The organism is Agrobacterium vacciniicorymbosi, assembly GCF_040427045.1.
Classification (GTDB): domain Bacteria; phylum Pseudomonadota; class Alphaproteobacteria; order Rhizobiales; family Rhizobiaceae; genus Agrobacterium.
Window position 1 is genome coordinate 225,478 of sequence record NZ_JBETMF010000006.1, and the last position, 20,187, is coordinate 245,664.

Annotated in this window: 22 protein-coding genes; 6 read left to right on the forward strand and 16 right to left on the reverse strand. The window is 57.6% G+C overall.

Annotated features, from left to right (window positions below; all coding sequences use genetic code 11):
- The 12 genes from ABUK73_RS11860 to ABUK73_RS11915 form a co-directional block, all read right to left on the reverse strand.
- Entirely contained in the window at nucleotides 1-306 is a 306-nt protein-coding gene (locus tag ABUK73_RS11860) for an urease subunit beta (RefSeq protein ID WP_353577443.1), read from the reverse strand.
- Between the two features lie 18 nt (nucleotides 307-324).
- Entirely contained in the window at nucleotides 325-582 is a 258-nt protein-coding gene (locus ABUK73_RS11865; RefSeq protein WP_353577444.1) for a DUF1272 domain-containing protein, read from the reverse strand.
- Between the two features lie 12 nt (nucleotides 583-594).
- Nucleotides 595-897, reverse strand: a complete 303-nt coding sequence (locus tag ABUK73_RS11870) for an urease subunit gamma (RefSeq protein WP_062451978.1) — start codon at nucleotides 895-897, stop codon at nucleotides 595-597.
- A 19-nt stretch (nucleotides 898-916) separates the two neighbouring features.
- Nucleotides 917-1,744, reverse strand: coding sequence for an urease accessory protein UreD (locus ABUK73_RS11875; RefSeq protein ID WP_353577445.1), 828 nt, complete (start codon nucleotides 1,742-1,744; stop codon nucleotides 917-919).
- The gene (locus ABUK73_RS11880) at nucleotides 1,675-2,898 is read right to left on the reverse strand and encodes an alpha/beta hydrolase family esterase (RefSeq protein ID WP_353577446.1); all 1,224 of its coding nucleotides are present in this window, start codon (nucleotides 2,896-2,898) and stop codon (nucleotides 1,675-1,677) included. The genes ABUK73_RS11875 and ABUK73_RS11880 overlap by 70 nt, the downstream gene beginning before the upstream one ends.
- A gap of 254 nt (nucleotides 2,899-3,152) precedes the next feature.
- Entirely contained in the window at nucleotides 3,153-3,848 is a 696-nt protein-coding gene (urtE, locus tag ABUK73_RS11885; protein ID WP_353577447.1) for an urea ABC transporter ATP-binding subunit UrtE, read from the reverse strand.
- A gap of 13 nt (nucleotides 3,849-3,861) precedes the next feature.
- Nucleotides 3,862-4,380 carry a hypothetical protein gene (locus tag ABUK73_RS11890; protein WP_353577448.1) on the reverse strand — a complete coding sequence of 173 codons (519 nt, stop codon included), beginning with the start codon at nucleotides 4,378-4,380 and terminating at the stop codon, nucleotides 3,862-3,864.
- A gap of 76 nt (nucleotides 4,381-4,456) precedes the next feature.
- On the reverse strand, nucleotides 4,457-5,218 hold the full coding sequence (gene urtD, locus ABUK73_RS11895) for an urea ABC transporter ATP-binding protein UrtD (RefSeq protein WP_353577449.1): 762 nt from the start codon (nucleotides 5,216-5,218) through the stop codon (nucleotides 4,457-4,459).
- 5 nt (nucleotides 5,219-5,223) lie between these two features.
- The gene (gene urtC / locus ABUK73_RS11900; RefSeq protein ID WP_353577450.1) at nucleotides 5,224-6,402 is read right to left on the reverse strand and encodes an urea ABC transporter permease subunit UrtC; all 1,179 of its coding nucleotides are present in this window, start codon (nucleotides 6,400-6,402) and stop codon (nucleotides 5,224-5,226) included.
- Nucleotides 6,399-8,015, reverse strand: a complete 1,617-nt coding sequence (gene urtB / locus ABUK73_RS11905) for an urea ABC transporter permease subunit UrtB (RefSeq protein ID WP_353577451.1) — start codon at nucleotides 8,013-8,015, stop codon at nucleotides 6,399-6,401. The genes urtC and urtB overlap by 4 nt, the downstream gene beginning before the upstream one ends.
- A 248-nt stretch (nucleotides 8,016-8,263) precedes the next feature.
- Nucleotides 8,264-9,553 (reverse strand): urea ABC transporter substrate-binding protein, encoded by a 1,290-nt coding sequence (gene urtA, locus ABUK73_RS11910; protein ID WP_353577452.1) that lies wholly within the window; start codon nucleotides 9,551-9,553, stop codon nucleotides 8,264-8,266.
- Nucleotides 9,554-9,721: 168 nt separating this feature from the next.
- Complete coding sequence (locus tag ABUK73_RS11915; protein ID WP_113088838.1) at nucleotides 9,722-9,922, reverse strand: DUF2735 domain-containing protein; 201 nt, start codon at nucleotides 9,920-9,922, stop codon at nucleotides 9,722-9,724.
- A 152-nt stretch (nucleotides 9,923-10,074) separates the two neighbouring features.
- Between ABUK73_RS11915 and ABUK73_RS11920 the strand changes: the two genes are divergently transcribed.
- From ABUK73_RS11920 to ABUK73_RS11940, 5 genes are all read left to right on the forward strand, one after another.
- Nucleotides 10,075-10,209, forward strand: a complete 135-nt coding sequence (locus tag ABUK73_RS11920) for a hypothetical protein (protein ID WP_353577453.1) — start codon at nucleotides 10,075-10,077, stop codon at nucleotides 10,207-10,209.
- Between the two features lie 200 nt (nucleotides 10,210-10,409).
- Nucleotides 10,410-11,444, forward strand: a complete 1,035-nt coding sequence (locus tag ABUK73_RS11925) for a glutamine synthetase beta-grasp domain-containing protein (RefSeq protein WP_045228543.1) — start codon at nucleotides 10,410-10,412, stop codon at nucleotides 11,442-11,444.
- 153 nt (nucleotides 11,445-11,597) lie between these two features.
- Nucleotides 11,598-12,368 carry an SDR family oxidoreductase gene (locus tag ABUK73_RS11930; RefSeq protein WP_353577454.1) on the forward strand — a complete coding sequence of 257 codons (771 nt, stop codon included), beginning with the start codon at nucleotides 11,598-11,600 and terminating at the stop codon, nucleotides 12,366-12,368.
- A gap of 94 nt (nucleotides 12,369-12,462) precedes the next feature.
- Entirely contained in the window at nucleotides 12,463-15,861 is a 3,399-nt protein-coding gene (locus tag ABUK73_RS11935; RefSeq protein ID WP_353577455.1) for a hybrid sensor histidine kinase/response regulator, read from the forward strand.
- On the forward strand, nucleotides 15,858-16,784 hold the full coding sequence (locus tag ABUK73_RS11940) for a response regulator (protein WP_353577456.1): 927 nt from the start codon (nucleotides 15,858-15,860) through the stop codon (nucleotides 16,782-16,784). The genes ABUK73_RS11935 and ABUK73_RS11940 overlap by 4 nt, the downstream gene beginning before the upstream one ends.
- A 51-nt stretch (nucleotides 16,785-16,835) precedes the next feature.
- Here the strand turns inward: ABUK73_RS11940 and ABUK73_RS11945 are convergent, their stop codons facing one another.
- On the reverse strand, nucleotides 16,836-17,066 hold the full coding sequence (locus ABUK73_RS11945) for a hypothetical protein (protein ID WP_113088842.1): 231 nt from the start codon (nucleotides 17,064-17,066) through the stop codon (nucleotides 16,836-16,838).
- Between the two features lie 124 nt (nucleotides 17,067-17,190).
- On the opposite strand from ABUK73_RS11945, the gene ABUK73_RS11950 reads away from it, so the two are divergent.
- Nucleotides 17,191-17,733, forward strand: a complete 543-nt coding sequence (locus ABUK73_RS11950) for an AAA family ATPase (RefSeq protein ID WP_353577457.1) — start codon at nucleotides 17,191-17,193, stop codon at nucleotides 17,731-17,733.
- On the opposite strand, the gene ABUK73_RS11955 is transcribed toward ABUK73_RS11950, so the two are convergent.
- The 3 genes from ABUK73_RS11955 to ABUK73_RS11965 form a co-directional block, all read right to left on the reverse strand.
- Nucleotides 17,711-18,451 (reverse strand): polysaccharide deacetylase family protein, encoded by a 741-nt coding sequence (locus ABUK73_RS11955; protein WP_353577458.1) that lies wholly within the window; start codon nucleotides 18,449-18,451, stop codon nucleotides 17,711-17,713. The genes ABUK73_RS11950 and ABUK73_RS11955 overlap by 23 nt on opposite strands.
- 143 nt (nucleotides 18,452-18,594) lie before the next feature.
- Complete coding sequence (locus tag ABUK73_RS11960; RefSeq protein ID WP_353577459.1) at nucleotides 18,595-19,713, reverse strand: branched-chain amino acid ABC transporter substrate-binding protein; 1,119 nt, start codon at nucleotides 19,711-19,713, stop codon at nucleotides 18,595-18,597.
- A 116-nt stretch (nucleotides 19,714-19,829) separates the two neighbouring features.
- Entirely contained in the window at nucleotides 19,830-20,183 is a 354-nt protein-coding gene (locus ABUK73_RS11965) for a DUF6867 family protein (RefSeq protein WP_353577460.1), read from the reverse strand.
- Nucleotides 20,184-20,187 lie beyond the last annotated feature (4 nt).

A 20,187-nucleotide genomic window follows, 5' to 3' on the forward strand; every position in this document is an offset into this window, starting at 1 on the left:
TCAAAGCCTCCCCATGACGAGTTTACGAAAACCATAGACTTCCCGCTTGCCGGAAAGCGGCACCAGCGTCACCTCGCGCTTCTGGCCGGGCTCGAAACGAACCGCGGTTCCGGCGGGAATATCCAGACGCATACCGTGCGCCTTCTCGCGCTCGAAATCCAGAGCCGCATTGGTTTCGGCAAAGTGATAATGGCTGCCGACCTGAACGGGCCGGTCACCCGTATTGGCCACCTCGATGGTGATGGTGGGCTGACCGGCGTTGAGCTCGATCACACCGTCTACCGCTATGACTTCACCTGGAATCATGATCTTTTCCTCTCTTCGTCACGCCGCTTTGACGGGTGTGCAGCCTTCTGCCTTCAAAACCCGCTTGGTAGAAGCCGGGTTGTTCACCAGCCTTGCCGCCGGGCGGATGGGACGTCGAACCAGTTCGCCACCGCAATTGGGGCATGTGCCGTCCAGCACCGTTGTGGCGCAGTCGCGGCAATAGGTGCATTCGAAGGAACACATCATCGCGTCGAGACTGTCTGGGGGCAAATCCCTGTCGCAGCATTCGCAGTTCGGGCGCAGTTCAAGGGCCATGATGCCGCTCCTTTAGCGAATGGGTTCGTGCACGGTCACCAGCTTGGTGCCGTCAGGGAAGGTTGCTTCCACCTGCACGTCATGGATCATCTCGGCAATGCCATCCATGACCTGATCACGCGAAATGACATGCGCGCCTGCTTCCATCAGCTCGGAAACGGCGCGGCCATCGCGCGCGCCTTCGACGACGAAATCGGTAATCAGGGCAATGGCTTCCGGGTAATTGAGCTTGACGCCCCGCTCCAGACGGCGACGCGCCACCATGGCTGCCATGGAAATCAGAAGCTTGTCTTTTTCTCTGGGGGTGAGGTTCATTGTCGTCCCGTTTCATTCATCAGAGATTCCAGACTTTCGGCACTGGCGCGCCATTTCGCAAGAGCGAAATGATCGGAAACAGCATTTTTCTCAAGGTGAATCCATCCGGCGCGGACAGGCGCACGACAAGCTTTCCCTGCCACTCGCTGGCACCGCCGGAAAACCCGGCAACCGCCCGTATTTTAGGCAAAAGCGCCTCCGCCAACGGGCCGATGTAAAGGAGTGTTGCGAATGCGACCTGACCGGAAAGAACCGGCGCCGCGCTGGTCAACTCAGCAATTTTTCCATCGAGACGCAGTTCTTCCGCGTGCACCAGCTTACCACCATGACGGATGCGCCAGCGGTCGCGAAACAGCCCCTCCTCCATCGCCTCACCCATCGCCTGACGACCGAGCAAAACGGCTTCCACGGCAATGAATTCGGCGGAGGCATCGATATCCGCTTCCAGCCTGCGGGTGAGCGAGGCGCGGTCGAAAAGGATGGTTTCCTGCGGCAGCCAGTGAAGCCTGGCATTGGGGCCGGCGGCGACACGGGCCGTGACGGTGGTCGTGCCAGCGGCGGCTTTGTAGACCTTTTCGCAGGCCTGCGTCGTAACGACGAGCGAGGTGCCCGCACCGGCAACGGCCTGCCATTCGATCTCGTCTCCACCGGTCAATCCGCCGGAAGAGTTGATGAGAATGGCTTCCATTTCATTGGAAAACGTATCAGGCAGTCTGATCTTGGCGCAGCCTTCCTGAAACAATTCGTCCAGACGGCTGCGCCCGTTCAGCGCTTTGGTTACAACGCGCCCGCGGCCTCTGGCGCGCTGCGGGCGGTGTTGAGGGATGCTTTGCTCGTCTGGCTGCACGACGTCTCCGAAGCTTTCGCGGATGCGGAAGCGGGAACCGCTTTCACCGAGCAATCGGTTTTCGCAGTTGCATCGACAACCATCTGCCCTTCCTTGTTCTGGAAGAACTCCCACATTCTTTCAGCCGCATCAACCCGCTGCACCGTATCCGTTGTGGGCATCTTGCGTTCAACGGCTTGCTGCACCTTTCCAGCCGTATCGCTCGAAGGCTTGCGGATGATGGCAGCAGCCGAAGCAACCACATCCGCCTTCATCGTTGCGCGCGGCCAAGCATGGTCCCAGGCATCGATGACATAGGAGTGGATGCGTGCACCGCTTTTGCAGACATCGTAGGAATTCAGGGTGAAGCTATCGCTCGCCTTGCTCTTGACCGAGCCCTTGCAGCCATCGATTTCCGCCCAGCGCTTCAGCGCGGTTTCCCCGCCATATTGCCAGTAAGACTTGCCGCCACCCTGATAGGGATTGGCCGGGTCTTTGAGACCGGCGAAGGCAACGATGGACAGCGGCTTTGCAGGCGTGCAGCTTGTCGCATCCGGCGCCCACTTGCCTTCGGTCTCGACTGGATATCCGGCGCGGAGCGAGGCGACGAAACCGGCAGCGGCAAAGTCGTTGCTGCCATTGCAGAGGAACTGCGAAAGCATGCGCCCGCCACCGGAATAACCGGAACCGTAGAAGCGTTCTTCATCCACACAGAATTTGGATTTGACCATGCTAATCGCATCGCGAATGAAGCCGGGCTCATCCAGCCCACCTTCGCGCTTGGTCACGCCGGGCACGTTCCAGGCATTGGTGCCGGGCAGTTCGCCGTTCAGGCTACCCTGAAGCGCCACAACCACGATGCCTTCACGCTCGCCGACCTTATCCCAGCCGCTGCGATCCAACTGTCCGTTCGGATTGCTGTTGCTGCCATGAAAATCGAACACCACAGGCATTTTTTTATTTCCGTCATAAGAAGACGGAACAAAATAAACGCCCGCGCGTTCAGACCCCTCAGACATCAGCGAAAACGCGTGTCTGCCGGGTTCCATTGTCTGACCGCAGGTTGAAGCCAAAGCTGCGGCGCTGGTTGCTGTGAGAATGGCAAAACCCGCGACAAGAGCGCGAGCGGGACGAACGAACCGGAAAAACCGGCCAGCAGCAGTCGTAAAATTCATCGGCACGCCTTTATTGGCACTGTTCCCGACACACTATGCCGGAAATTACGTGGAATGTAAGGGATCGACGGAAGCAGCGTGCGGATGGTTCAACCACTGTGTCTCGCATGCAGCATTTGCGCTGCCAATAACACAGGTCTTTTCTCAGTGAAACGCTAAAATTACGCATGAATGCTATGCATCGTTGTAATATCAGTCACGAATTACATCATTTTTATCGGTTCGTGAGGTAGATTTGACAGTATAAGGTATTATTATACCGTCAAATGTCGCCGCGCTTCAACTGTATCCAGCGTTTCTGCCGCACCCTCATGCACGATCTCGCCTCGGTCCATGATATAAACGTAATCAGCAAGCTCGCGGCAGAAGTCGAGATACTGTTCAACGAGCAGGATCGCCATGCCCGTCGAGTCCCGCAGATATTTAATCGCACGACCGATATCCTTGATGATCGATGGCTGAATGCCTTCCGTCGGTTCGTCCAGCACCAGGATTTTGGGGCGTGTTACCAGCGCGCGGCCAATGGCCAGTTGCTGCTGCTGCCCGCCCGAGAGGTCGCCTCCCCGGCGTGACAGCATGGATTGCAGAACCGGAAACAGGCTGAAAATATCATCTGGAATGAAGCGTTCCTTGCGCGGCAGCGGCGCATAGCCCGATTGCAGATTTTCCTGAACCGTCAACAATGGAAAAATCTCACGCCCCTGCGGCACATAGCCCACACCGCGCTTGGCGCGCTGGTAAGGCGCAAGCCCGTTGAGGCTCTCACCGCCAAAACTGATCGTACCGCCGCTGAGCGGGTGCTGACCTGTGACGGCTCTGAGCAAAGAACTCTTGCCGACGCCGTTGCGCCCCAGCACGCAGGTGATCTTGCCCATTTCCGCATTCAGCGAAATGCCGCGCAAGGCTTGCGCTGCGCCGTAATGGAGATTGATGTTTTCGACGCTTAGCATTTATCCACCTGTTCTAGTTCAGTAAAGTTCGCCTCAGTGCCTGTAGTGCAGAGTCCTGCTCACTGGTTTTTTCGCCACCCACTTGGGCGACCTCTTCGGCAATATCGATCAGTTGGCGTCGTTCATCGAAATCCAACACGTTCGCCCAGAGGTCCCGGAAACGGCGAATTGGGTCTTCAGGATTGACGACGTTCTTCGATGCCCACTCTCCAAAGACGATCACTTCTTCCATGTCCTTCGACGCGATGATGTTTTTCATCTTCTCACGAACAACCGATTTTGCCGCTTCCACATGCATCGGCTTTTCGTTTGCGAGGCACATGAAGAACGCAACAGCAGCAATCGCGGGATCACGAATAGAGGCGATGGGTGCGACTTCGGCCTTCTTGCGAAATGACCGGCGCTTATAGGCCCCACGCATTTTCTCGACCGTATCGATGATCTCGCTGCCCGCTTCCCGCATCATCTTCAGCCGCCAATACCAAACTGCCGCGCCCCCGATTGCCATCACCAAAAGTCCGACCAAAGCCATTAAATCAACTCCAGATTTTAAATTTCATGATTTAAATCCGGTTCTGATTAAAGGCGCAAGTCAGACCTCACTGTTTCTAGCGCCCCAGATAATTCTCGATCACCTTCGGATCGCTCGACACGAAATCGATCGACCCTTCGGCCAGCACGGACCCTTCCGCCAGACACGTCACCTTGACGCCCAGCTCGCGGATGAAGCCCATGTCGTGTTCCACCACCACAACTGAACGGGTCTTGGCTATTTCCTTCAGCAGCACCGCCGTCTCTGCGGTCTCCGCATCCGTCATGCCTGCCACCGGCTCATCGACCAGAAGCAGCTTTGGCTCCTGCGCCAGCAACATGCCGATTTCCAGCCATTGCTTTTGCCCGTGGGAGAGATTGGCGGCCAGATCGTTGCGGCGGGAGCTTAGGCGGACCGTGGCCAAAATCTCTTCGATGCGGGCCTTATCCTCTTCCGTCAGGCGATAGAACAGCGTGGCGAAGACACCGCGTTTGCGGTTGAGCGCCAGTTCCAGATTGTCCCAGACCGTATGGCTTTCGAAAACAGTCGGCTTCTGGAACTTGCGGCCAATGCCGAGCTGGGCGATATCCGCCTCGTCCTTTTTGGTGAGGTCTATGCTGTCTTCAAACAGCACCTTGCCTGTGTCTGGCCGGGTCTTGCCGGTGATGATGTCCATCATGGTTGTCTTGCCCGCACCATTGGGGCCGATGATGGCGCGCAGTTCGCCGGGCTCGACCACGAAGGACAGGGAATTCAACGCCTTGAAGCCATCGAAAGAAACGGAAACGCCGTCGAGATAGAGCAGGCTTTTCGTTCTGTTTTCGGCAATCGTGTTCATATGTGTTACTCCGCAGCCTGTTGCGCCGGTTTGACGGCAGCGTCATTTTCCGCACGCTTGGCCGCATCCTTAGAGGCCTCCACCCGCTTTTCGCGCCGCCCTGCCAGATAATGCTGGGCAGTGCCGACAATGCCCTTGGGGAAGAACAGCGTGACCGCGATGAAGAGACCGCCCAGTGCAAACAGCCAGAACTCGGGGAATGCACCGGTGAAATAGCTCTTGCCGCCATTGACGAGGATAGCGCCGAGGATCGGCCCGATCAGCGTGCCGCGCCCACCGACTGCCGTCCAGACGACGACCTCGATGGAGTTGGCGGGCGAGAATTCGCCGGGGTTGATGATGCCGACCTGCGGCACGAACAACGCACCGGCAATACCGGCCATCATGGCCGAAACGACGAAGGTGAAGAGCTTGATGTTTTCCACCCGGAAACCCAGAAACCGCACGCGGCTTTCCGCATCGCGCACACCCACCAGCACCTTGCCGAATTTGGAATTGACGATGCCGGATGCAATCAGCAGGCACAGCGCCAGCATGATGGCTGTCATGGCAAACAGAACGGCACGCGTGCCATCCGCCTGCACGGAAAAGCCGAGAATGTCTTTGAAGTCCGTCAGGCCGTTATTGCCGCCAAAACCCATATCGTTGCGGAAAAAGGCCAGTAGCAGGGCGTAGGTCATCGCCTGCGTGATGATGGAGAGGTAGACGCCGTTGACGCGGGAGCGAAAGGCAAACCAGCCGAACACGAAAGCCAGCAGGCCCGGCACGACGAGCACCATCAGCATCGCAAACCAGAACATATCGAAGCCATGCCAGAACCACGGCAGTTCCTTCCAGTTCAGGAACACCATGAAATCAGGCAGAACGGGGTGGCCATAAGTACCACGCGTGCCAATCTGGCGCATCAGATACATGCCCATGGCATAACCGCCGAGCGCGAAGAAGGCAGCGTGACCCAGCGAGAGAATGCCGCAATATCCCCAGACCAGATCAAGCGCCAGCGCCAGAATGGCATAGGACAGATACTTGCCCAGCATGGACATGATGTAGGTCGGTATGCGGAATGCGCTGTCTGCGGGAAGCAGCAGGTTGGACGCGGGCACGAGGACCGCGATGGCTAAAATGATGCCGATGGCGATGAGAATCCGGCGGTCGAGCGCCCGAAGGAGGAAGCCGGTAATCATGCTTCGATGGCCCTTCCCTTGAGTGCGAAGAGACCGCGTGGCCGCTTCTGAATGAACAGGATGATAAGAACGAGAACGAGGATTTTGCCGAGAACCGCACCGACTGTGGGCTCAAGGAACTTGTTGAGCACGCCGAGCGAGAGCGCTCCAACCAGCGTTCCCCAGAGATTGCCGACCCCACCGAAGACCACCACCATGAAACTGTCGATGATGTAGGACTGGCCGAGATTGGGCGAGACATTGTCGATTTGGCTGAGCGCCACCCCAGCCAGCCCGGCAACGCCGGAGCCGAGCGCAAAGGTGAAGGCATCGACCCAGGAGGTGCGAATACCCATAGAGGATGCCATGCGCCGGTTCTGCGTCACAGCCCGCATTTGCAGACCGAAGGCCGAGCGCTTGAGCAGAAGAAGCAGGGCAAAGAAGACGGAAAGCGAGAAGCAGACGATCCAGACGCGGTTCCAGGTGAAGTTCATATAGCCGACGCTGAAAGACCCGGACATCCAGCTGGGGTTGCCCACCTCACGATTGGTGGGGCCGAAGATGGAGCGTACGCCCTGCTGCAGGATGAGCGATATACCCCATGTGGCCAGCAGCGTTTCCAGCGGCCGTCCGTAGAGAAAGCGGATGACGCCGCGCTCCATGACGAGGCCAACGGCGGCGGTGACCAGAAACGCGACCGGAAGCGCAATGGCCAGCGACCAGTCGAACAGGCCGGGATAATGACTGCGGATCACCTCCTGCACCATGAAGGTGGAGTAGGCGCCGATCATGACCATCTCGCCATGCGCCATGTTGATGATGCCCATGACGCCGAAGGTGATGGCGAGGCCGATGGCCGCCAGCAGCAGCACGGAGCCCAGCGACAGGCCGTACCAGATGTTCTGCGCGTAATCCCACAGCGCAAGCGAGCTTTGAATGCCGGAAATCGCGGCATCAATATCGGGCTTCAGGCTGGCATCGACCGCCGGTGATGCGACCATGAGAATGCTGATCGCATCCCGCCCGCCGAGCTTCTTGATGGTCTCGATGGCGGCGCGCTTTTCCTCGACCGACCGATCCGAAGCCAGCAGCGAAACGGCGCGCGCCTCTTCCATGCGGCCACGCACCTGCGCATCGGTTTCCTTGGCAAGCGCCGTCTCCAGCAATTGCAGGTTCTCCGCGCTCGGCGCTTTCAACACCGCATCTGCTGCCGACAGGCGAACGGATTTTTCCGGGCTGAGCAGCGTCAGACCACCGAGTGCCGCACGGATGACGCGGCGCAGATTGTTATTGACCTTAATCTTAGCAACCACAGCCTTCGGCGCTTCGCCCACACTTTCACCGGTCAGCGGGTCGATGAGCGTAAAATTGGCACCGGCAGGCTTGGTCATGAAAACGAGAGTGTCGGACTTGCGAACATAAAGCTCGCCCTCCGCAAAGGCATTCAGTGGCGGGACCACACGCGGGTCTCCCGTCGCCGCAATCTGCCCGATCAAGGCTTCTGCCTGTTTGAAATCGGCAGTGCCGAGCGCGTCGATGAGTGGTTTAGGATCGGATTGCTGCGCGTAGGTTGGAGCGGCGATCCCGAGCGTCAGCCATAGGAAAATGGCTCGAAGAAGAAATCGGATCGTCATGTCAGCTCCTCATTGCGACGATGCTTCAGTGCATGCGGTCGAGCACCGTGGGTGTGGTTCACCCCCCCTCTGCCCTGCCGGGCATCTCCCCCACAAGGGGGGAGATCGACCTGCGGCACCCGCCCGGCAATTTCTTCGGTCGAGTTGTCGCAATGTCGTGGCGTCTTGCTGATCTCCCCCCTTGAGGGGGAGATGCCCGGCAGGGCAGAGGGGGGTAATCCTTGCTCAGTTTTGGCTATGAGCGCCTATCAGCTACCCTTGCCACCGCACTTGCCCGTGGCAACGTTGAAGTTGCCGCAGGACATCGGCTTGCGCCAATCGGAGATCAGGTCTTTCGAGTCCGGCAGATAATCCGACCACTCGTCGCCCACGACCTGTGGGGTCTGCTGCACGATCTGGAACTGGCCGTCGGACTGGATCTCGCCGATCAGCACCGGCTTGGTGATGTGGTGGTTCGGCATGACAGTGGCGTAGCCGCCGGACAGGTTCGGCACGGAAACGCCGATGATCGAGTCCAGCACCTTGTCGGTATCCGTCGTGCCAGCGGCTTCGACGGCCTTGACCCATGCGTTGAAGCCGATATAGGCGGCTTCCATCGGGTCGTTGGTCACGCGCTTGTCGTTCTTGGTGAAGGCATGCCATTCCTTGATGAACTCTGCATTCACAGGGGCATCGACGGACTGGAAGTAATTCCAGGCGGCAAGGTGGCCGACCAGCGGGCCGGTGTCGAGACCGGCAAGTTCTTCTTCGCCCACCGAGAAGGCAACAACCGGAATGTCTTCGGCCTTCACGCCCTGGTTTGCCAGTTCCTTGTAGAACGGCACGTTGGCATCACCATTGATGGTGGAAACGACGGCGGTCTTCTTGCCGGCAGAGCCGAATTTCTTGATGTCGGACACGATTGTCTGCCAGTCGGAATGGCCGAATGGCGTGTAGTTGATCATGATGTCCTCTTCCTTGACGCCCTTCGACATCAGGTAGGCCTTCAGGATCTTGTTGGTTGTCTGGGGATAGACATAGTCCGTACCGGCCAGAACCCAGCGCTCGACGCCTTCGGTGTCGGCGAGATAATCTACAGCCGGAATGGCCTGCTGGTTTGGTGCGGCACCGGTGTAGAAAATGTTGCGGGAGGATTCTTCACCCTCATACTGAACGGGATAGAAGAGAATGGAGTTCAGCTCTTCGAAGACAGGCAAAACGGATTTGCGCGAAGACGAGGTCCAGCAACCGAAGACGGCGGCGACCTTATCCTGAGAAATCAGCTGGCGTGCCTTTTCAGCAAACAGCGGCCAGTCGGAGGCCGGATCGACAACAACGGCTTCGAGCTTCTTGCCCAGAACGCCGCCCTTCTTGTTCTGCTCGTCGATGAGCATCAGCATGGCGTCTTTGAGGGTCGTTTCGGAAATCGCCATCGTGCCGGACAGCGAATGCAGCACGCCGACCTTGATGGTGTCGTCAGCGGCAAAGGCACCGTGGAATGCGGTGGTAGACATGATCGCGCCAAGCAAAGCGCCACTCAGCATCTTTTGAAATGTCATCGGAAGAACCCCTCTCCTGTTTAGCCTCTGTGGGCTCAGCGGTTTTGTTACCGCTGCTGGAGTGGGACTATCGGCCTCACGAGATTGAAACCGTATACGTCAATTGACGTAGGAGGGGTGGCGAAACAGGAACAGCGTGACGCCGCTGTGCTGCGGCGTGCCTGTCGATCAGTTGTGCGGCTTATCGGCGTCGGAACTTTCCGAAATCGCTTCCTGATGATACCAGCTGTCGAAGTCTACATACGTCGTCTGCGCGCTAACAGCCTGCACCTTTGACACGGCGTCCTTGCGGAAACCCTTAAAGCCTGCGCGGCCACCAACCGGAAACTGATAAATCTTTGCACTTTCCATGTTCGGTTCGCTTCTCATGACAGTTACTCTTCGTTGAATACCTCAAGCATTTGCTTCGTTCCGAATATAATACAAATCAAGCCTCATTTCACCCCCTTTTGATTAAAAAAATATCACAAAGGCTAAAATTTAGGCAAGCCACCAAAGCATAAGTTCAAAGAACAGTCTTTATGCAGTTGCAGCGTGAAAATCGAAATTTTGAACGAAAAAATACGCGCCTTTTCAAAAACGGCATCATTTTTGATCAGAAAAATGGCCCTGCCCGCACAAAAGCATCGGAAATCAATGCGTTTTTCGTAAATTGAAATTTTCTAAAATAATTGAAATTCGAGATTTGCCGGGTGCAGCTTCCAAAAAAATAGCGCGGCAAGCGACCTCACCTTTCAAACTGGCACGGCGAATGCATCTACCTTGGCAGCACTTGAAAGAGAGAGTGGTCTGAAAAGATGGCTTTGCTCGCATAAGGATATCAAGGCTTCGCATCTTAACCTATGAGAGGTTCGTAATGACTAAGTTCAAACTCGAGTACATCTGGCTGGATGGTTACAAGCCGGTAGCTAACCTGCGCGGCAAGACGCAGATCAAGGAATTCGATGAATTCCCGACACTCGAGCAGCTTCCGCTCTGGGGCTTCGATGGCTCCTCCACTATGCAGGCCGAAGGCCATAGCTCGGATTGCGTTCTGAAGCCCGTCGCCATTTACCCAGACCCGGCCCGCACCAACGGCGCACTCGTCATGTGCGAAGTCATGATGCCGGATGGCGTAACACCGCACGCTTCCAACAGCCGCGCGACGATCCTTGACGACGAAGGCGCATGGTTCGGCTTCGAGCAGGAATACTTCTTCTACGAAGATGGCCGTCCGCTCGGCTTCCCTGAGCAGGGTTACCCAGCTCCGCAGGGCCCATACTACACGGGCGTCGGCTACAAGAACGTCGGCTCCATCGCTCGCGAAATCGTTGAAGAGCACCTGGACCTCTGCCTCGAAGCCGGCATCAACCACGAAGGCATCAACGCTGAAGTGGCCAAGGGTCAGTGGGAATTCCAGGTCTTCGGCAAGGGCTCCAAGAGCGCTGCCGACCAGATCTGGATCGCGCGTTACCTGCTTCTTCGCCTTTGCGAAAAGTACGGCATCGACGTCGAATTCCATTGCAAGCCACTCGGCGACACCGACTGGAACGGCTCCGGCATGCACTGCAACTTCTCCACCAAGTTCATGCGTGAAGTTGGCGGCAAGGAGTATTTCGAAGCGCTCATGGGTGCTTTCGAAAAGAACTGGAAAGAGCACATCGACGTTTACGGCCCAGACAACCATCTGCGCCTGACCGGCAAGCACGAAACAGCGCCTTGGAACAAGTTCTCCTACGGCATTGCTGACCGTGGCGCGTCGATCCGTGTTCCGCACTCCTTCGTCAACAACGGCTACAAGGGCTACCTCGAAGACCGTCGTCCGAACTCCCAGGGCTGCCCTTACCAGATCGCCTCCGTCGTTCTGAAGACGATTGCAGAAGTGCCGCTCGCAAAGTCGGCTGCTGCCTAATATTTGAAATGGCGTCGCTCGATCCGGGCGACGCCATTTTTCTGTCCAGAGTCCCCACTTGCGAACCGCTGGTCTCTCAGTTGACCTTTCTCCCTCCTCTTCACGCCGCGTATTCTTCGCGCTGATGAACCAATCAAAACAGGATGGTGAGCGATGGGCATTCTCCAAAAATTCTCTCTGGAAAACCGCACGGCCATCATCACCGGCAGCGGGCGCGGTCTCGGCTTTGAAATCGCCAAGGCCTTCACCGAGGCGGGTGCGCATGTCTGGTTGACCGGACGTAACGCCGAGACGCTGCAAGCATCGGTCGACACCCTTCGCAACGCAGGCGGAAAAGCTGACTACGCCGCATTCGATATAGCGGACACTGCCGCTGGCAGCAGCCTCGTTCGCTACATCATGAAAGAGGCCGGGCACCTCGATATTCTCGTCAACAATGTCGGCGCACGAGACCGCCGCCCACTCTGTGACTTCCAAGACGATGACGTCCTGGATCTCATCCGCACCGACCTCACCTCTTCCATCTGCCTGTCGCGAGATGCAGCAGAAGCCATGAACGCAAATGGTTACGGGCGCATCATCACCATCACCTCCATTCTCGGCCATGTGGTGCGACCGGGCGATGCGATCTACCCCGTCGCAAAACAGGGACTAACCGGATTGATGCGCAGCATTGCCGTTGAATATGGCGCGCGTGGTATTACCAGCAACGCCATCGCGCCCGGCATGTTCGCCACGGAAACCAACGCCGCCCTTGCCGAAGACCCGGACATGCTGGCTTTCGCCAAGATGCGTGTTCCCCTGGAGCGCTGGGGAAAGCCGGATGAAATCGCTGGCGCAGCACTGTTTCTGGCCAGCGATGCGGCCTCCTTCGTCAATGGCCATGTCCTGACTGTGGATGGCGGCATGTCAGTGCGTCTTTGAGACGGAGACTGCCGTATTTTCCTTGCAAACAAAGGTCTTTGGCTCGAAACTGCACAATTGAGCATCACACCCAAAAAGGCGCTGGTTTTTAGGCATGGCCGCACGGCAACGCATCATCCCCGTCAGGCGCGAATATAACCGTTGGGTCGCCAACCAGACGCTGGAAGATTATGCGCTGCGCTTTACTGCCAAAAGCGCCCGGCAGTTTTCCTCCAGCCGCATTTCCCACACCGCCATCGGCGCTATATCGTTTCTGGCGCTGGAAGCTATCGGCGGCGCGATTACGTTGTCCTATGGCACCACGAATGCCTTCTTCGCCATCCTCGTCGCCGCCACCGTCATGCTGGCGGTGGGTGTGCCGATCAGCCGTTATGCCATCCGCTACGGCGTCGATATCGACCTTCTAACGCGTGGAGCGAGCTTCGGCTATATCGGCTCCACCATCACCTCGCTCATCTACGCCGCCTTTACTTTCATGCTCTTTGCCATCGAGGCATCGATCATGTCCGGCGCGCTGGAGCTGGCGCTCGGCATTCCCTTGTGGATTGGCTACATCATCTCCGCCGTCATGGTCATTCCGCTCGTCACCCACGGCGTGCGGCTGATCAGCCGCTTCCAGATCATCACTCAGCCTTTCTGGATCATTCTCAACATCCTGCCCTTCATCTTCATCGCCTTTATGGACTGGGGCAAATTCGATCTGTGGCGCGCTTTCGCCGGTATTCACCACGCCTCCGGCCCGCCGGGGACGACAGCGGATTTCAACCTCATCGAGTTCGGCGCTGCGTCTGCCGTCATTCTGGCGCTGATGTCGCAGATCGGTGAGCAGGTGGATTTCCTTCGCTTTCTGCCTGCCGATGGCAAGCTGAAACTGCGGCATCGCTTTGCCGTGTTTCTGGCCGGTGCAGGCTGGGTTCTGGTCGGCGTGCCGAAACTGCTGGCTGGCTCCTTCCTTGTGGTGCTGACCTTCAGCTCCGGCGTTCCCGTAGACCGCGCGGCCGACCCCTCGCAAATGTATCTCACCGCCTTCGGCTATATGATCCCCAACGAAAACGCCGCCTTGTTGCTGATGGTGGCCTTCGTCGTCGTCTCGCAACTCAAGATCAACGTCATGAACGCCTATGCCGGGTCACTGGCGTGGTCGAACTTCTTCTCACGCCTCACCCACAGCCACCCGGGCCGCGTCGTCTGGCTCGTCTTCAACGTTCTGATCGCGCTGCTGCTGATGGAACTCGGCATCTATCGGCTCTTGGAAGAAACACTCGGCATCTTTTCCATTGTCGCCATGGCGTGGCTGTGCACCATCTCAGCCGATCTCTTCATCAACAAGCCGCTCGGCCTTGCGCCGCCGGGCATCGAGTTCAAGCGTACGCATCTCTACGACATCAACCCCGTCGGCGTCGGCACAATGGCGCTATCGGCAACCATCGCGCTGACGGCCCATTTCGGCCTGTTCGGTACGCTGGCCGCTTCGCTTGCGCCCTACCTTACCCTCATCGTTGCGTTTACGGTATCGCCGCTGATTGCCTGGGGTACGAAGGGTAAATTCTACCTTGCGCGCAAACCGCGACAGAAGTGGAAACTGGAAAGCAGCATCACCTGCTCCATCTGCGAACATCCGTTCGAGCCGGAAGACATGGCATGGTGCCCCGCCTATGCTGCGCCCATCTGTTCTCTCTGCTGCTCGCTGGACAGCCGCTGCCATGATATGTGCAAGCCCAAGGCCAAGCTGAACTATCAGGTCGCCACCGTCGCGCGTACCTTCTTGCCGAATGATCTGGTGGCCCGGCTCGCCACCCGGCTGGGGCGCTACGCCATGTCGGCGGCGCTGGCCATCATCGTTTTGGGCGCAACGCTAGCCCTGATTGCCCATCAGGTGGGCACCTCCTCCCCCGCCACTGTGGATGTGGTGAACCGCACGATCCTTGCGGTCTTCTTCGTCTTTGCCGTCATCGCGGGCATCGTCTGCTGGTTTCTGGTTCTCGCCCATGACAGCCGCGTGGTGGCGGAGGAAGAATCGTCGCGCCAGAATACTCTTCTGCTGAAGGAGATCGCCGCCCACAAAAAGACGGATGCGGCGTTGCAGAACGCCAAGGACACGGCGGAAGCTGCCAACCGCGCGAAAAGCCGTTACGTCGTCGGCCTTAGTCATGAGTTGCGCACGCCGCTGAATGCCGTTCTCGGCTATGCGCAGATCCTTGAGCGAGACGACACCATCCCGCAGCCGCGCCAATCTGCCATCAAGGTCATCCGCCGCTCCGCAGATCACCTCTCAGGGCTGATTGATGGATTGCTGGATATTTCCAAGATCGAAGCGGGCCGCTTGCAGGTCTATTCCAACGAAATCAACATTCAGGATTTTCTCGACCAGATCATCGATCTCTTCCGCCCGCAGGCGCAGGCAAAGGGGCTGGAGCTGCTGCATGAGCGCACCCGCGCGCTGCCGCAATATGTCCGCACCGACGAAAAGCGCCTGCGCCAGATCCTCGTCAATCTTCTGTCCAACGCCATCAAATTCACCGATGCAGGGCAAGTGCGGTTCGATGTCGCCTATCGCAGCCAGGTCGCGACCTTTACCATTTGCGATAAGGGGCGCGGCATTGCCGAGAAGGATTTGAACCGCATTTACGAACCGTTTCAGCGCGGCGAGGCAGAAAGCATTCGCCCCATGCCCGGCCTTGGCCTCGGGCTCACCATCACCCAGCTTTTGACCAACACGCTGGGCGGCGAAATTTCCGTGGTCAGCGAAAAAGACAAGGGGTCGACCTTCAAGGTGCGGCTCATGCTCTCGGCGGTGGATCGCCCCAGCACAGCACCCGCGCCGGAAAAAACCATCGTCTCCTATTCAGGCCCGCGCCGCACCATCGTTGTGGTTGACGATAATGAGGACCACCGCGAATTGATGCGCGAGGTGCTTGGCCCGCTCGATTTCGTTGTGCTGACGGCCCAGAGCGGCCCGGATTGCCTGACACTGATCGAAGGTGTCAAACCCGATCTGTTCCTCATCGACATTTCCATGCCCGGCATGAGCGGCTGGCAACTGGTGACGAAGCTGCGCGAGGCAGGCCAGATAGCGCCTCTCATCATGCTCTCGGCCAATATTGGCGATGGCTCGATTGCTGGCGCAGGAGAGGACAATCACAACGACACGATTGCCAAGCCGGTCGATATCCGCCGCCTGTGCGACAAGCTCGCCGTGCATCTGGGCCTGACATGGGTTTATGATACGGATGCCCGTGCCCTGCCCACGCCAGCCAAGGCCGAAATCACCACGCCGGGGCCATCGCACATCAAGGATTTGCAGCAGTTGGGTGAAATCGGCTATATCAGAGGCATCGAGGCAAAGCTTGCCGATCTCGCCCGCACATCTGAAAATCTGGCCTTCACCGAAGAACTGACAGGTTACGTGCAGTCCTTCGACATGGCGGGCTACGCCGCCTTTCTCAGCCGTTTTGAGAACCAGCCCAGCATCAAAAAGGAGCGTCAGCCATGAGCGTCCCGTCTGCCGCGCTAGCGAAGGATATCGTGCTACTGGTGGATGACAGCCCGGACGCGCTGGGCTTTCTGACCGATGCGCTGGAGCAGTCCGGCTTTTCCGTTCTGATCGCCACCTCCGGCCAATCAGCCCTCAACATCGCGGAGCGCATCACCCCCGATATCATCCTGCTTGATGCCGTTATGCCATCCATGGATGGTTTCGAAACCTGCACGCGACTGAAATCCAACGCTGCCGTCACGCAGGTGCCGGTGATCTTCATGACCGGGCTGACCGAGACGGAACATGTGGTGCGGGCGCTGGAAGCCGGCGGTGTCGATTATCTGACAAAGCCGATCAATATCGATGAGTTGCGCGCCCGCATTCGCGTGCATCTATCGAATGCACGTTCTGCCCAAAGTGCGCGGGTTGCGCTGGATGCCGCAGGTCGCCACCTGCTGGCGGTGCGGGCCAACGGTGCCATTCACTGGTCGACCCCACAGGCAACACGGCTGGTCAATGCTGCGACCGGTCGCGATGACGGGCTGGAGATCGTCACGCAGCATATTGCGGGGTGGCTCGCCAATCGAGGAAACGACTTGGCTCGGGATGCACCGCTGACCATTCAGCAGGCAGACCGGGCAACGCTGCAACTGACGTTTCTCGGCGCGATGGGGCCGGACGAGCATCTGTTCCGGCTGACGGCGGCCAGCGACAAACCAGCCGATGCGCTGCTGCGCCAGCATTTTGCTCTGACGATCCGTGAATCGGAAGTGTTGCTGTGGATCGCCAAGGGCAAGTCCAACCGGGACATCGGAGATATTCTGGGGCTCTCCGCCCGCACCGTGAACAAGCATCTGGAGCAGATTTACGTCAAACTCGGCGTGGAAAACCGCGCTTCAGCAGCCGTCAAAGCCGCCCATATTCTGCACGACGCATAACAAAACGGGCGCAGAATCTGCACCCGTCTGTCAAACGACTGTATCAGCGGATTAACGGCAGACGCGCGTTTCCTTGATGACGACACGACCGTGATGGTGCGTGCGAACCTTCTTCACGAAACAATCGCGGGCAACGCGGTGATGACGAGGACGATACTCTTCGCGCATCGGCGTACGAACCTTCTGCGTAGTGGTGACTGTCACGGTATCAGCATAGGACGGGGCCGAAAAAACGAAGACGGAAGAAACTGCAATCAAAGAAGAGATGAGAAGTGTTTTCATGGCGAGACCTCATTGTTAGGTTGCGAACAAACGTTCGATCCTGCCACTGGTTCCCGCGAAAAAGATTAAACCTGCGTAATGTTGCTCATCCAAAAAAGCGCAGCCCTTCCAGCGACATAGGAGAATGAATATTAGCGAAGAAACGAATAACCTGATCGTCCTGTCCGGCTGCTCTGGCGGCGGCAAATCCACCCTGCTGGACGAACTTGCGAAGCGTGGTTACGCCACGGTCGAGGAACCGGGACGGCGTATCGTCAGACAGGAAACAGAGCAGCAAGGAACGGCCCTTCCATGGGTCGATATGGAAGCCTTCGCCCGCCGCGCGGTAGCCATGGCGCTGGCAGATCTGGATAATGCGCCTGACAGCGGCAGGGTCTTCTTTGATCGTGGCATCATCGATGCGGCTTCTGCGCTTCACCATGTTTGCGGCGATGGCTTTCTTCACGAGCTGAAGCAGAAGCATCGCTACAATCCCCTTGTCTTTCTGACGCCGCCATGGCCGGAAATCTATGTGACGGATGGAGAGCGGCAGCATGATCTCGCAGCAGCTATCGAAGAATATGAACGCCTGCTTCGCGATTACAGCGATCTTGGTTATGAAACCATCATATTGCTGAAACTGAGCGTGCGAGAACGCGCCGATTTCATTTTGAACCGTCTGGATTGAGCGAGCCATTCTGCAAAAGCTGTGACACAGTGACGAATTCGAAGCCGCGTTGACGCAGGCCATCAATGATCTGCGGCAGAGCCTGACGCGACACGTCGCGGCTGCGATACATCACATGCAGGATGATGATCGATCCGCTTCTGGCGTTATCGAGGACATATCGCGTCATCGCCTCGGCATTATCGGCCACTTCGGGAAATGATTCCGGCTCGACATCCCACATGATGGTTTTTCGATCATGCTGCGAAAGATACCACGGCAGGGTCACGAGCTTTTTGCCATAGGGTGGACGAAACAGGATTTCACCCTGATAGCCTGCGGCCCGGATAGCCACATCGGTCCGCTCGATCTCCTCCTTCACCCGCGTCGATCCCATCCAGGCCATGCTGGAATGCGAATAGGAATGGTTGCCGATCTCATGGCCAGCAGCGATGACCAATCGTGCCAGCGGCAGGTTTTCCTCGATCTCCTTGCCGGTCAGGAAAAACGTCGCCGTGACATTGCGGTCTCTCAGAATGTTCAAGACGTCCTGCGTGAAGCGCGGTGACGGGCCGTCATCGAAGGTCAGCGCCACAACAGGTTTGTCGGTTTCCACCCTCGCGATGATGTCGCCGAACAATTGGCTGGTGCGGGATTTGCTGAATAGGTGCATGCCCGCCAAGGCACCGGCGAGGACGACAAGAACGAGGAACCAGAGAACAAACCGCTTTACCGCCATTGCTACCTCTGTTTGCAATTTTCGCGAGCTGTCGATCTTCTCTGCCTTGTTGGCTCCATTATGGCAATTGCAAAACAACCAAACTTAAAACGAAAAAAGCCCGGCATCGCTGCCGGGCTTTCTGGTGCAATTCCGCTTGAGGCTTAGCTGCCCTGCTGGAAGTAGCTGTACTTGCCGTCTGGGCCTTTCTTCCACTCGTACATGACGTAACCTGGAAGCTTCGGGTCGCCCTTTTCGTCGAAGGAGATTTCGCCGAGAACGGTGGAGAACTTGCCCTTCTTCATCGCAGCAGCGACTTTTTCTGGGTCGAGCGAGGCTGCATCCTTTGCAGCGCCGGCGATGGTCTGCACGGCTGCGTAGGAGTAGAGCGTGTAAGCTTCAGGGTTGAAGCCTGCTGCCTTGAACTTCGCAACGAGGTCCTTGTTGGCAGGGTTGACGGTTGGATCAGGACCAAAGGTGTTCAGCGTGCCTTCAACAGCGTCGCCAGCGATGGAAGCCAGTTCGTTGGAAACGATACCGTCACCGGAAACGAGCTTGGCCTTCAGACCCTGGTCAGCAGCCTGACGGATGATGAGACCGGCTTCGGTGTGGAGACCACCCCAGTAGATGACCGAGACGCCAGCTTCCTTCATCTTTGCGATGAGGGCCGAGAAGTCCTTGTCGCCAACGTTAACGCCTTCGTAGATGGCTTCTTTCAGGCCAGCAGCGTTGAGCGCCTTCTTGGTTTCATCGGCAAGACCCTGACCGTAAGGCGTCTTGTCATGAATGACGGCAATCTTCGCGTCCTTGAAGTGATCTGCGAGATACTTGCCGGCAATGCTGCCCTGCTGGTCGTCACGACCGCAGGTACGGAACGTGTTCCACAGGCCGCGCTCGGTGAAGACAGGGTTGGTCGCAGCAGGCGTAATTTCGAGAATGCCGTTTTCCGCGTAGACTTCAGACGCCGGAATGGAAACGCCGGAGTTGAAGTGACCGACAACGAACTTGACGCCATCAGCAACGAACTTATTGGCAACCGAGATGCCCTGCTTAGGGTCGGACACGTCGTCGCCCAGCACGATCTTGATCTTTTCGCCATTGATGCCGCCTGCAGCATTGATGTCTGCCGCAGCCTGTTCAGCACCCTTCTGGAGCTGTGCGCCGAAAGCCGCATTCGGGCCGGTCAGCGGGCCGCCGACGCCGACGAGAATGTCAGCCCAGGCAGAACCACTGAAGGCGACCATTGCGGTCAGCGCAACTGCGGAAAGAAGAGACTTCTTCATTATATTACTCCCAGTTCCATTGGTTGGGTTGATTATCCCTGCCTGCTCAGCACCCACCTTAACTGCTCAGGCTGTTCCACTCTTGCGGGTATTCTGAATTCAGAAAAACGCCGCTGTCAATCTTTCTTCTTATAAGAAAATGATGAAGTTCGGTCGTAGAGCCAGTAGTAGTTATCGACCATCTGGCTGGTCCGGCGCATGCGGAAACCGACAGTCGAGAAAACCAGCAGAACGACCACATCCATCAGGTAATAAAAGCCGTCCAGCATTGGCCCGGCAAACAGCGCATAGTGCAAAAAGCGCATCACGACGCCCAGAAGCAGCGTGTAGATGACCACCCTTGGATATTCACCCCAGCCATCGGCCACGGACTTGCCGGTGCGCCATGCCGTCCAGAACCCGAGAAGCACAACCAGCCCACGCAACACGTAGCGAACGCCGCTGTCACTTTCGAAAAAAAGTCCCTGCATCTTT